Origin of the sequence: Spirosoma spitsbergense DSM 19989 (assembly GCF_000374085.1) — a bacterium.
GTDB classification, from domain to species: domain Bacteria; phylum Bacteroidota; class Bacteroidia; order Cytophagales; family Spirosomataceae; genus Spirosoma; species Spirosoma spitsbergense.
Genome location: NZ_KB893533.1, coordinates 64,555 through 78,166 on the forward strand (window position 1 = coordinate 64,555; position 13,612 = coordinate 78,166).

The following is a 13,612-nucleotide window of genomic DNA, read 5'->3' on the forward strand; positions in this document are numbered from 1 at the left end:
GAGCAACAAAGTTTGATAGCTTGCCACAGCACTGGCTGACCGACTCTCACTTCGCGTGAAACATTAAACAACCTCTATGATCGAATTATGAGATAAATCAGTACCCAATAAACTATTTTAACGCGAACTATGAGATTTTTGACCACGTAGTGGTCGGATGTTTATAGAGAAATGCCCTTTTGAGCCAATTGGCGTGCCGTAGGTACGCAACAATGGCTACCGGTTGCGTACCTACGGCACGCCAATTGGAGAAGGGAACCTATTTCTACAAACATTACGTGCCTATGGCACGTCAACTGGCTCACAATCAGCGAGAAAATCTCATAGTTCGCGTTATTTTATAATCCAATCAACAGCCGCTTAGCTACGTTAAAATTAGTGGCTTTAACCTGTAAAATATACTGGCCGGGAGGCATCGTAGTCAAATTTAGCCGTATTCGTTCATCAAAAAGGGGAACGGGTATTGTTCGTACTAACTGCCCCGTTAGGGTATATAGGCTTACGACGGCATTACTCAGATTGTTTATCGTTTCCAGGGTGAGATCTCCATTCCTACTGGGATTAGGGTAGACACTTAGCCCTCGATTGGCCTCATCAGCGGTGAAATTGAATACGCCCGAAGGCTTAGAGACGCAGGTCAGCGATGGGCTATACCGAATAAAGGCACGGGCCGAGTAGGCACCTGAACGCGTAGCTTTAATAACAGCTGTCTGCACCGGTAGAAAATCGGCATCCCGATACCAATCGTAATAATCGCTCGGTGGCGCACTGGTAGCCTCCAGCGTATAAGTGCCTACCTGATTGAGAGTTGGTACACTAGGTAGCGGCTTTACGGCTACGGCAAGTCCAGTCGGCAATGGGGAGAAGCAGCCGTTCTGATCACGAACTTTTGCCGTGAATGTGCCGGATTGCTTCACGAAAATAGTCTGCGTTGAGTCACCCGTTGTCCAAAAAGGTTTTAGGATGCTACCAGCTGTTAGACTAACCTGGCCGCCCTCACAAAATGTAGTCAGGCCGTTTGCCGTCAGGATGGGGGCGGGGGGCAGGGGATTGACCAGCACCGTAATGGGGGCTGAGGGAGTCGACAGGCAGTTGAAGCGGTTTAAGGTCTGAAGTGTATATATCCCCGACTGGTTGATGGTAATGGCTTGATTTGTCTGGCCGGTACTCCACCTATAGATCTCTTCCGGAGATGCCATCAGGGTTACCCGCTGATCGGCGCAGAACGTGGTAGCTCCGCTGGTGGTGACAGTCGGCATTGCGGGTAATGGATGGACGATAACAGAAAGGGCTGGTGAAAGAGGTGATGTACACCCGTTTTGATCCGTTACCCGCAACGTATAGGCTCCGGCCGTTGTAACGTCAATGCTACGGGAGTTCTGACCTGAATTCCAGGTATATTGAACATTGCCCACGTTAGCTGTAAGGGTCGTGTGCTCGCCCTCACAGAGTGTGGTTGATTTTTCGGATGATAGACTAGGAGTGGCTGGCAGGGGATTGACCAGTACGGCTACCGGTGCAGAGGTGAAGTCGCAGCCGCTTACATCCCGGTAGCGCACGGCATAATTCCCTGAACGGGTAGCCGCAATAGTTTTGTCAGTTGCCTGAGTGGTCCAGAGGTTATTCAGCTCATAACTTGACGATAAACTCAAGCTCCCCCCCGCGCAGAACGTGGTCGGTCCACTTGCCAAGATAACGGGCGCATTAGCGACGCGCACTACGGGCGAGAACGTGACATTCCCCGCGTTATCTTTCACTTTTGCCTGATAGTCGCCCGCTCCTTTAACCAGGGTTTGACCGTTTTCGCCCGAGCTCCAGTTAACCGACGAAAACTCACCATTTAGCCTGATGATCAACTGATTATTGCCGGCGCAGGATACTGAAATGGTTGGTGCCGGTGCGGGAAGCTTAGGTCGAGCAGCCCCGAAGAAAGCATTGTTCAGACTGTTATTCCAGGCGGTTGCTAAGTCAATGAGTCCACTGGTATCGAAGTGGACATCATCGAAAGTCGCCGCCGTGCGGGGTGGCCGTTGTCGGGGAATTTGAATGGCATCGGTTTGAGGGCCTGCAAATACATTTGGTGTTTCAGTAATCACCTGATTTTGAGCGGTAATAATTTCAGGACGATTACCAATGGCATCACCTGTATAGGAAACGCGGGCGACTACCCAGGGTATAGACTGGCCGCAATCCTGCCGACTGCGATTGATAATAAATTGTAAGTCATTGACATAGGCGCTCGATGTTGTTTGGATAAAATTCTCGGCTTCTCCCTGCTGCCACAGTATAGCGCGCACGCCCAGCATATTCGCAAAAAACTGCAAAGCGATGCGGAGATTGGCATAGGGCTGACCATCCTGATAATAATAGCCGCTGGCGTAAATACTTTTGGAACGGCCCTTCTCAATGCTTTCCCGCCAGTTCTTGATCGCTGCTCCTTCGTAAGCCGCATTTAAAAACAGAATAGGCACGTTCAATCGTTGGGCCAACAGATCCCCCAGCTTTCCCCAACACCAGGTTCCCAAGCCACGTGGTGTGAGCCTATTGCCCTGGTTGAGGTGAGTAAAACGGCCAAAACTGGCTGACGGAGGATCTTGCTGACTCTGACTGGCATCGAAGTAGTTCATACTATTTACCCGATCATCGCTGGCACTGGGCATATCATCATATATTCCCTGTGCGTTCGACTGCCCTGCAACAATAAATACTTCACCCACGCCGACCCGCTCGATAATGGTGGTACTACCTATTGGCTGATCATCGTTCATGCCTCGTACTTCCAGGTTATACCAACCGCCCTGCACGGTTAAATCACCAGCGTATATACCTCCTTGCGGGTTAGCCTGTAGAGTCATCCAGTCAGACGACAGACCCTGGCCGTCCCGTGCCTGCACCCGGGCATCAATACGATTTATAGCCGGGGATGTGTAATAACCATTGATCCGGATGGTAGCTGAATTGCCGGTAGTCCGTTGAATAACGGCTCGATTCGTTGGAAATGAAACCTGAATTTGTGCGGCTATCATCTGTGGCCAACCGAGTAGTATCATCCAGGCAAACAGTACCTCAGATTTACAAACGTTCATAAAACTGCAGGGCACCTGCCTATTAAAATAACGTAGCACTGCCTATTATAAAAAGGAAGATAGAAACCGGGCAGGGTAGCCAGCACTACCAATAAGACATATAATAGTGATTTCGCATCCCCCGTAGGCCTGCCCTCCTGCTGAAAGATGTAGGTGATAACCTGAAACCCGATCATAAAACTTAGGGCGAAACAAAGACCACACCAGGTTATTGCCAACGTACCGATGCGAAACAAATCGGCTTTAGCCGTCCAGCGATGGCGCGAAGTGGGGAGTCGATACGAAAGAAATTTAGCACATTCGTTTAAGTGAGTGTTTCACAGGTTTTCGCTGTTCCCCTCGTTTAGTCGTCAACCTAATCATACAGGTGGTGGCGAATGGGAACGGTGTATCCTTCGGCTTAATGATACGGTAACCGAACGTTCCCGCACGCTGCCCGAAAACCCGTTTCGGAGCATGGGTGACCAATCTATTTCCTGGCGACAATGGGTCCCGAAACGGTTTTAACCGATGTATTATCACGAATATCGTCGGAGGCTTTGGCCAAAATCGGCTCCTGGGGTTTTAACTTTCCGATCACCTCTACGGTTTGGTCGGTTTCATTTCCCATTTGCACCGGAACAAAATGCGTTTTTCCGCCCTGTACGGTAATGACATAACTGCCTTCCATAGAGGTCACGACCGCCGTTTTGGGGACATACAAACTCTTTTGCTGGCGCTGAACGGGAAAGTCAACATTGGCATACATGCCTGGCATGAGCTTCAGAGCGGGATTTTTGACTTCCACTTCGATAAGTTCAGCCCGCACCGACCGTTCAACGTTGTAGGAAATTCGGTCCACCTGCCCCCGAAAGGTCTGGCCTGGAAAGGCCCCAACTGTAAACGTCACGGGCGTATGTTGGCGTAATTGACTGGCATATACTTCGGGGACGGTCACCTGTAACCGCAACCGTTCGACTTCTTTTAGTTTGAGCACCGGTTGCGGGTCTTTTTGGGAGGGGCCTACAAACGCACCGGGGCTGAGCAGACGTTCCGTAACGACCCCGTCGAAGGGAGCCGTTAAGACTAGGTACTGCTTCATTTGCCGGGCGGCTGTCACCATCTGCACTTTACCCATCAGGGCAGCACTGTCGCTCAGCAGTTTACCGTGCGCTAAATCAATTTCCTGGGGCGCAACAGCCCCGGCTGTTTGACCAGCCTGTACCAGCCTTCGGTAGGTTATTTTGCTTAGACTAAGCTGACCTTTGGCGGCCTGCAAATCAGCTGTAGCCCGGTTTACATCGGCTTCCAGTTCGGGGGCTTCCATCACGGCCAGGATCTGTCCGCGCCGAACCCGGTCGCCCACATCCACGCGCAGCGTTTTGATAAATCCGTTCACTTTGGCGTACAGGGCTACGTCGTAGTGCGAGAGAAACTCGCCCGGCAGTTGGAGTTGTTTACTGCGCTGCTCGGCCACAACGGGCACAGTTTCGTATGCAGCTTCCTGTACCTCAGCCGTTTCGGGTGCTTTTTTCTCCGACGGGGAGGACGAACAGGCGGGTATTAACAGGGCCGTGCTACCCAGCAGTGCAATTCTATACAGGAGTTTTTTCATGATCTTCATTTTGAGTTGGTGCCCTACCCGGCTCCGTTGCGTACTGCCGCCGGGAACCGGTATGGCGACAGTGACGGAAGCCGGGTACTGGGCAGATTGGCTTAGTTGGGATGCGTAGTTAGGAGTTCTTTTTTGAGCGGATCAATTCCATCATAGTACACGCTTTCGTAGTCGTTGGGATTGAGCGAAGGCGATTTGATGGTGGTCTTCCGTTGGATAGTAGCGAAAATGACCGGAAGTATCAGCAGGGCGGCAATGGCCGAGAAAAACAGTCCACCAATCACCGCGCGGCCCAGCGGACCCGACTGATCGCCTGCTTCGCCAAAACCGGATGCCATCGGAATCATCCCGGCAATCATTGCCAGCGACGTCATCAGAATTGGACGTAACCGCATACCCCCGGCCGTCAGAGCGGCTTTGGTCGAATCGTCGTATTCTAAACGCAACTGTTCGGCGTTGGTGATGAGCAGGATGGCGTTCGCCACCGATACCCCCACCGACATGATGATGCCCATGTATGATTGCAGGTTCAGTGTACTGCCCGTTAGTACCAGCAGTCCCAGCGACCCGGCCAGCACCGCCGGAACCGTCGAGAGTACTACGAAGGCCACCTTGAAGGACTGGAAGTTAGCCGTCAGCACTAATAGAATTACGATCACGGCTAAACCCAGCCCCGTCTGTAAGCTACCGAGCGTGTCGGTCAAGAGTTGTGCTACGCCCAGCAGTTCAACCGTTGTGCCTTTGGGTGGAGTCCCTAAATCGGCAATAACAGACTGTACGTCCCGCGAAGCCGTGCCGAGGTCTTTCTGGAAAATATTAGCCGAGACGGTCACAAGCCGGCGCGGACCCGAGCGGTCGATTTCGCCCGGCACGGTGGTGCGCCGGATGGTAGCCACGTCGCCCAGTGTCGGGCGGAGCTGGCCTTTGACCAGCGGAATAGCTTCCATATCTTCGACCGATCCCATTTCATATTCGGGTAGTTGCACCTGCACCTGATACGCATAGCCCGTTTTCTGATCGAGCCAGAGGTTTTTGGCCGTAAAGCGGCTTGACGAAGTGGCGGCTACCAGGCTTTTGGCAATATCATCGGCGGTCAGGCCAAACTGGGCGGCTTTGGTACGATCAATCTGGATATCGAGCGTGGGGTAGTTCAGGGGTTGTTTGATCCGCAGGTCGCGTAAATAGGGGATTTGTCGGAGCCGATCCAAAAGCCGATGAGCGTAAGTCTGTCCATCGGTGAGATCTTTGCCTGCTACCTGCACCTCAATGGGCGTGGAAGCGCCCTGGCTCATGATTTTATCGGTCAGCTCAATCGGTTCATACGAAATACTCACGCCTGGTATCCTATTGTGTACTTCCTGCCGCAATTTGTCGCGAAAAACGTCCATATTTCCGGCAAATCCTTCGCCCAGGGCAACCTGTAACGTCGCTTCGTGCGGACCTGAATTAAACACGTAGAGGTTACTGGTACCATAAGTTGAGGGAGTCATACCCACAAAGGCGGACGAAATCTCCACATTATCGCGCCCGGCGAGCTGGTCAATAATGGATAGTACCTGCTGCACTCGTTGCTCAGTTCGCTCAATACGCAGCCCCTGGGGACCAATAACGCGCACCTGAAACTGTTTGGCATTGCTTTTAGGGAGCATGTCCTGCCCAATCTGGGTGAAAAGAAAGCCCGTCAGCCCGAACGTGACCAGCACATAGCAACCGATCACCAACGACCGGTGTTTTAGGAGTCGACTTACCGTGGAGACGTACCTCACTTTGATGCGCTCGAAGCCTTTTAGTTGCTCGGGATGGAGTTTTTCGTAGCGTTGGTGCGCTTCAACCTCGGCGAACTCCTGCCGATCCAGCACCTGCACGGCGGCATGGTGTTCGCCTTTATGGGTTTTCATCCACCAGTTTGATAACACCGGCACCAGTGTCAGGGCCAGCAGAAACGCTACAATCATGGCAAAGCCGATGGAGAGCGAGAGCGGTAAAAACATGGCCTTGGGAATGCCCGTCATCAGAAACGAAGGGGCAAATACGGCCAGGATACAGACTAAAATAAGGAATTCGGGGAAGGCAATTTCCAGACAGGCATCGTAAATCGCCCGCGCTTTGGTCTTGCCCATTTCCAGGTGCTGGTGAATATTTTCAATCGTCACGGTGGCCATATCGACCAGAATCCCGATGGCTAAGGCCAAACCCGACAAAGTCATGATGTTGATGGTTTGACCCGCTGCGTTCAACAGCATCACAGCGGCCAGTACCGCGATGGGAATTGTCAGCACAACAATGAGCGAGGAGCGCCAGTCGCGCAGAAACAGCAGCACTACCAGGCCCGTCAGCAGTGCGCCCGTAATTCCTTCACTCATTAGCCCGCTGACCGCGTTGGAGACGTATACTGACTGATCGAATTCATAACTTAGCCTAACGTCGTCGGGCAATAGGCTTTGCATCTCAGCAAGTTTAGCTTTGAGTGCTTTCACCACTGACATGGTACTGGCATCTCCCGTTTTGGTGACGGGAATATAGACCGCCCGCTTGCCGTTTACTAAGGCATACCCTACAGTCTGGTCAGCCGCATCGGTCACCGTGGCTACATCGCCCAGGAAGACTGTCGGGCCACTGCCAAGTTTAAGCGGGATTTTGGCGAATTCACTCACCTTATCAATTACCGAGTTCGAGGGTGTCAAGTACGTATAGTCCCGCACCCGAACCACCCCGGCAGGAGAAATCTGGTTGGCTTTCACCACGGACTGCACAATCTGGTCGGGCGTAAGCGCGTAGGATTGCATTTTGTCGGGATCAACCTTGACCACAATCGTCCGCTCGTTGCCCCCAAAGGGTGGGGGTGATGAGGCACCGGGAATCTTGGCCAGCAGGGGCCGGATTTTGGTCGAAGCCAAATCCTGAATTTCTGACAGCGACCGTGTTTTGGAGTTGAACACTAATTGTCCGACCGGCAGCGTGGAGGCATCGAAGCGAACCACGACAGGTGGCTGTGAACCAGGAGGTAGGTAAGCCATCACGCGGCTGACCTGATTGGCTACCTCCCCGGCGGCCTGGGCCATGTTGGTGTTTTCGTAGAACGAGCACTTCACCAGGGTGAGTCCCTGCACGTTTTTCACATCCACATCTTTTATACCCGATACGTAAAGCATCTGATTCTGGTAGCGCGTAGCGACAAAACCCTCCATTTGCGAAGGCATCATCCCTCCATAAGATTGGGCGATGTAGATAGTCGGTGCGTTGAGTTTGGGGAAAATATCTACCGGAATACTCATCACAGCCATGATGGAGAAGACCAGAATGCCCAGTACGAACACCACAATAGTGACGGGTTTGGACAGAGCGGAGGAGATCAGTTGGTTCATCGGTCGGTTGTTTTACTGGTAAAGGCACTTAATTCACCCGTAGCGGCTGCCTGTTTCAAAAGGCTTTGCCAAACGCTGGCCGTCGATACGGCTTTGTCGATTTCAGCCCGGTTCAGGATGGCAAACGCCTGACTTAATTCCAGCGCGCCGGTTAGTCCGGCATTATAGCGACTGAGCGACTGTTCATATGCACCCCGTGCGGCCCGGATCTGCTGGTCGGCGTTAGTCACGCTGGCCAGGGCAAAAGCGTAGTCGAGGTTGGCTGTTTCGCGCTGGCGATTTAGGCCCAACCGCTCTTCGTCCAGATCGAACTGACGACTCTGCCCCAGCAAACGGAATTGCTGAGCGCGGTTCGAGGCCCGCCAGTAGTTAGACAACTCCCAATAGAGCACGGGTCCGACCATCACATCATAAGCCCGAAATTTCACCCCATCCCACAGCCCTTTGTGGTAAATAAGATTTCCATCGGCAGCTTTGACGTTATCAAGACCGGATCCTCTGGCCCAGGCCGCGCCCAGCAACCGGAACGAAGGGAGCCAACTTAGGCGGGCTGCTTTAGCCTGGTCCTGGGTAGTCAGGATTTCGGCCTGCCCAATTTGAAGAACAGGGTTGTTATCAATATAGGTTGCCTCGGCAACCGTCGCGGGCAGGGTTTCGTAGAAGGCGGTCTGACTGACACTGAACGCAGCGGGGTCAAGACCAGTGAGTTCCCCTAAGCGAATTTTCTGAGTCTGCTCAGCCTGCTGGGCTTCGGTGAGTATCAACCGGGCGCGGGACACCTCGGCCTGCGCCAGAGAAGAATCAACCCCAGGTCGAAGGCCCGACTGAGCCCGGGCGGTGGTCATCTGCCGAAAGGTTTCCACCCGCGTCAGATTGGCCTGTTGCTGCTGCACTAGTTCATGGGTGACCAGCGTCAGCAAATAAGCATCGGCGGTGCGTACCTGCTGCTGAAAAATCTCATTGGTCAAAGCTGCTTTTTGGGTAGCAACTTCTCCCCGCGCCACCTGCACGGTTGAGCGGACTTTGCCAAAATCGAAAAAGGCCCAGTCGGTCAGCAGCGTGGCAAAACTGGTCCAGACCATGTCGGGCGTATTACCCGCCGGTTTAATCGCCCCCACAATGGGAATAGCCGTGCCTTCATTTGGAAAAAATGTGCCCTGCACCTGGTTGCTGGTGCCGTAGAGCGCCTGGGATTGAAAAATCGTGTGGGGCAGGTAGTCTGCCTGGCGCTCTTTTACCCCGTACAGAGCTGCGGAAACCTGCGCCTGCCGGGCTTTGATGCTGGGGTACGTTTGCTGCACCCGGTCCAGTGCCTGGGTCAGGGTCAGGGGCATAGCCGTACCACCCGGCGGGGTGGCTGCTTGCCCATAAACCCCTGACAGGGCTCCAATCAGCAGCCATCCAGCGGTTAGCGTTAGTTGTTGTATCAATCGGTTGGTCATCGCCTGAACGCGGATAAGGTTAGTGAATCAGTTGTAAAAATGGAGTCAGTGAACCGCTCGAAGCCGCCCTGCCCAGCAGGCTCTGCCAATTTTGGTAGATGGCCTGCTGCTGGCGGATCTCGGCCTGATTGAGCAAAAAGCTCGTCTGACTTAACTCAATCTGTGAAGTTAGCCCGGATTGATAACGGGCTACCGTGCGGTCGTAGGCCTGCTGACTGGCCAGCTTCTGGGTGGTGGCATCCACCAGTGACTGCTGGGCGGTCTGGTAGCGGAGAGTCGCCGTATCAAACGCCCGGCGCAGTTGGCGTTGCGTCACTTGCAGATTCGCATAATGGCCCTGATTGACCTGTTGTTGCACCTGATAACCTCGCTTCGCACTAATAATGTCCGATAGTTTCCAAAGCATGGCGACGCCAATCATGGCATCGAACACCCGGGGCCGCAGTCCGGCTCCCAAATTCCGGTTGTAAGTGATGTCGGACTCTTTATCCCCTACGCCGGAGCCGCGCATGAATCCGGCACCAATGACTCGAAACGCGGGTAGGTGAGAATGCCGGATTGCTTCGGCCTGCCGAATGCCCTGGTCCAGATCCGCCTGTTGCAGTAGCAGGGCCGGGTGGCTGCTAAGGGCTTCGGTGGTCAGCGTCAGGTTAGCGGGCGGGTTCTGAAACGCTGTCGAAGCCTGGAGAGTAATACTATCGGCAGCTAAACCAGTCAATTCGGCTAAGCGAAATTTGGTGCTAATTTCCCGCTGGCTGGCGTTAAGCAGTTGCAACCGGGCTTTGGCCAGATCCGCTTCGGCCAGTGCGCTATCCACGCCGGGTTGCAGACCCGGGCGGGTGTGGGCAAGGGTGATTTGCTGAAGTCTCGTTTGGCGCTCAACATTAGCCTGCTCGACCTGTCGTAGCTGCTGGTTACTCAACAGCCTCAAATAAGTGTCCGCTGTTTCGATCTGTTGCTGAAAAGTCGTATTAGTGAGCGCAGCCTGCTGGCGGGTGTAGTTGGCCTGGGCCACAGCCACCTGGCTGCGAGTACGACCAAAGTCAACCAGGGGCCAATCGAAAAACAGGGTTGTGAAACTCGACCAGACCAGTGGGGACCCATTGGCCAACTGTCCACCCGCTCCGTTGGGCCGGATACCACCTTCCAGTGAAGGGGCTGAGCCAGCATTGGGAAAGAACGCCCCCCGGACCTGATTGGTTGTGGCGTAAATTGCCTGGGTCTGGGCAATGACTTTGGGCCGGTAGGCCAGCCGGGATTCTTCAATCCTAAACGTACTCTGTTGAGTTAATCGCTGACGTGACTGAATGGCGGGCGCGTTTTGTCGGTTCAATTCCAGCGCATCACTCAGCGATGGCACCCTGGATGGTGGCTGGGCGGCTACCGTCATTATCAGACCAGCCCGTAAAAACAAACTACAAACGATTACCGAAAGAAAACGTCTCATGCCGGAGTGTTCATACAGTTGAACGCATCAAACGTCGGGCTTGAAGATTAGAATGACATTGGTCATGAATTAGAAAGTTCTAATGCTGATCCTATTATATGGTTTACCTGATAAATTTTTCCCTGCGATACGTGAATTCACCGGCACAGATGACAAAGTCAGCCGGATTCTTTAAAATCAGGTGTTGTAGTTGTAGACCACCACTCCGTTCGTTACTGGCTAAAAAGATTTGATAAGTTGTTATTCCCCGGATTGGAGTTGGTTTATAAAATTCAAATTATTGCCTTGTTCCTGGCGGGAAGCCATACTAGAAACGTCGTACCCGTTTCGGCTGTCAACTCAACCTTCACCGTGCCCCCATGAAGTTGAACAATGCGCTGCACCAATGCCAATCCGACACCGTTTCCTTTCTGCACCTGGCGGGCATTTTCAGCCCGAAACAGCGGTGTAAATAGATGCGGCAGTGCTTTAGCAGGAATACCAATACCATAATCCTGAATAGTATATTCAAAACCTTGCTCAACTGATTGTAAGGCTACTTTAACGGGTTGGTCTGGGGCTGAATATTTACAGGCGTTGTCCATCAGGTTACTTAGGGCAATCACCATCAAATCGGCGTGGATCGGTACCTGACAACAATCAATATCATCGGGTAAGGTCACTTCAATGGGGTACTGAGGGTATTGTCGTCTCACCATTTGTACAGCATCCAACAGCGGTTCGACTAATAAAAAATCGTCAAAAGATAGGGTTTGGACCTGGTTCTCTACGCCCAGTTCGGCTAACAGGAGTAAATCGTTGGTTAAGCGGATAAGCGCTTGTACCTCCTCTACTGACGATTGCAGGGTAGCTTTTATCATATCAGGCTGCTGATCATAAGTCAGCGACACCTGCAACGTGCCCAGCAAGTTGGCCAGGGGGGTGCGTAACTCGTGCGAGGCATTGGTGACAAAAGTCTGATTCTGACGGACCGTCTCATCAAGCCGGTCGAGCAGGTGATTAAACTGACTACTCAGGCTGGCCATCTCGTCGCGACCGTTTCCTGTTGGCAATCGACCGTGCAGATTAACCAGTGATAATTGCCGGATATCGTCAAGTAGGTGCTGGACGGGCTGAAGTGACCGGTCGGAAAACAACCAGGCCAGCGCAATGACTAAGCCCGCCCCCAGTATATTAACTACCAGAAGATTATTCTTCAGGGCCTCCAGGCGCTGGTGTCCGAAGGTATCTTCCGCCGTCACGATAATGATAAGCCGATCATCACCTTTCTGAAAAAATTTCCCGATGCCCTGCTTATCCTCAAACGAAAACGTGACCTCTCTTTTAGTACGAATACGATTTAGAAAACGGGCTGTGACCGGATAATATTTATAACGACCGCTCGAATAAATGATCTGGTTAGCCTCATCGTAAATGGCTTCATGCTGCTTTTCTTGGGTAAGTAACAGGATCTTATCGGTTTCTTCGAGTCGGCGATGTTTGCGTACATACACTTCGGCGGTGGCTTCCGCTTTGCGTTGCAATCGCTGGTAAAATAGTTTCTCCTGGCTTTGCTTGTCAAACACATAAATCCCCACCGAAAGCAGGACCAGAAGACCCAGCATCAGGCCCGCAAAGAAGAGCGTTAGGCGGGTACGGATTAGCATATCAGCGGGTTCGTTCGTCCATCACATAACCCATGCCAACGACTGTATGAATCAGTTTCACGGCAAAACCTTTATCCACTTTCCGACGCAGGTAATTGATATAGACATCAATAACATTGGTGTTGGTATCAAAGTTGAGTTCCCACACTTTCTCGGCAATATCAATGCGAGACACAATGCGGCCTTTGTTGAGCATCAGGTATTCCAGCAGGGCATATTCGCGGGCAGTAAGATCAATAACCCGTTCTGCCCGTTGAACCTGTTTGGTAGCTACATTCAGGGCCAAATCTCCTACCCGTAAAATTCGGTGTATCCCTACTTCACGGTAGCGCTTATACAAGGCCCGAACCCGAAGCAGGAGTTCGTCAAACTCGAAGGGTTTCACTAAATAATCATCGGCTCCGGCTCCGTACCCCTCTTTTTTGTGGCTAAGGCTACCCAGTGCCGTTAGCATCAGTACCGGTACCTGTGGTTTTTCAACCCGGAGTTGCTGACAAACCTGAAAGCCATTGAGGACGGGTAAGTTTACATCCAGAATAATAAGATCATACTCTTCACTTAACCCCATCGATAGGCCTAACTGCCCGTCGAACGCTGTATCAACACGGTACCCCTCCTGACTCAAGCCTTTCTGAATAAACGAGCTAAGTTTTACTTCATCTTCAATTAATAAAATTCTCATGACTTATACTTTCGTCAAGCTTTATTGGTGAAGGTAGCAAGAATTATGCACCGCATTTTACAGAACTCACAAACAACATAAGGCAAGCGCCTAAGTACAGGACAAAAGTGGTACAAGGTGGCCAACAGGTTGGCCTTTAAGGATTCTATCGCGCAGTTCATCTAAACCGTGACGGAATAAACTAAACAACGCTTGGCATCGGCCTGTCAAGTTGCGGGTTGGTATTTTATGACCCGCTTTGATGAGCCACTCGCCCGTTTCAAGGGCCCAAATCAGACTCATTGACAAGATAAACAACAGCCGACGAAGGCGATGATGCTTGGTTAGGCCACACCCTTCTAAATCAAAGC

At 52.2% G+C, this 13,612-nt stretch carries 7 protein-coding genes and 1 pseudogene; all 8 read right to left on the reverse strand.

What is annotated here, in order from left to right; translation table 11 throughout:
* Positions 1-338: 338 nt before the first annotated feature.
* The gene (locus tag B157_RS0113940) at positions 339-3,026 is read right to left on the reverse strand and encodes a T9SS type A sorting domain-containing protein (protein WP_245565083.1); all 2,688 of its coding nucleotides are present in this window, start codon (positions 3,024-3,026) and stop codon (positions 339-341) included.
* Between the two features lie 529 nt (positions 3,027-3,555).
* Entirely contained in the window at positions 3,556-4,680 is a 1,125-nt protein-coding gene (locus B157_RS0113950) for an efflux RND transporter periplasmic adaptor subunit (protein ID WP_157618443.1), read from the reverse strand.
* 101 nt (positions 4,681-4,781) lie between these two features.
* Complete coding sequence (locus B157_RS0113955; protein ID WP_020603932.1) at positions 4,782-8,045, reverse strand: efflux RND transporter permease subunit; 3,264 nt, start codon at positions 8,043-8,045, stop codon at positions 4,782-4,784.
* Positions 8,042-9,487 carry a TolC family protein gene (locus tag B157_RS0113960; protein WP_020603933.1) on the reverse strand — a complete coding sequence of 482 codons (1,446 nt, stop codon included), beginning with the start codon at positions 9,485-9,487 and terminating at the stop codon, positions 8,042-8,044. The genes B157_RS0113955 and B157_RS0113960 overlap by 4 nt, the downstream gene beginning before the upstream one ends.
* 19 nt (positions 9,488-9,506) lie before the next feature.
* The gene (locus tag B157_RS0113965) at positions 9,507-10,934 is read right to left on the reverse strand and encodes a TolC family protein (protein WP_084761813.1); all 1,428 of its coding nucleotides are present in this window, start codon (positions 10,932-10,934) and stop codon (positions 9,507-9,509) included.
* A gap of 272 nt (positions 10,935-11,206) precedes the next feature.
* Positions 11,207-12,580, reverse strand: coding sequence for a HAMP domain-containing sensor histidine kinase (locus B157_RS0113970; protein WP_020603935.1), 1,374 nt, complete (start codon positions 12,578-12,580; stop codon positions 11,207-11,209).
* 1 nt (position 12,581) lies between these two features.
* Positions 12,582-13,262, reverse strand: a complete 681-nt coding sequence (locus B157_RS0113975; protein WP_020603936.1) for a response regulator — start codon at positions 13,260-13,262, stop codon at positions 12,582-12,584.
* A gap of 90 nt (positions 13,263-13,352) precedes the next feature.
* A pseudogene (locus B157_RS39345) lies at positions 13,353-13,612 on the reverse strand (hypothetical protein); the annotation flags it as partial.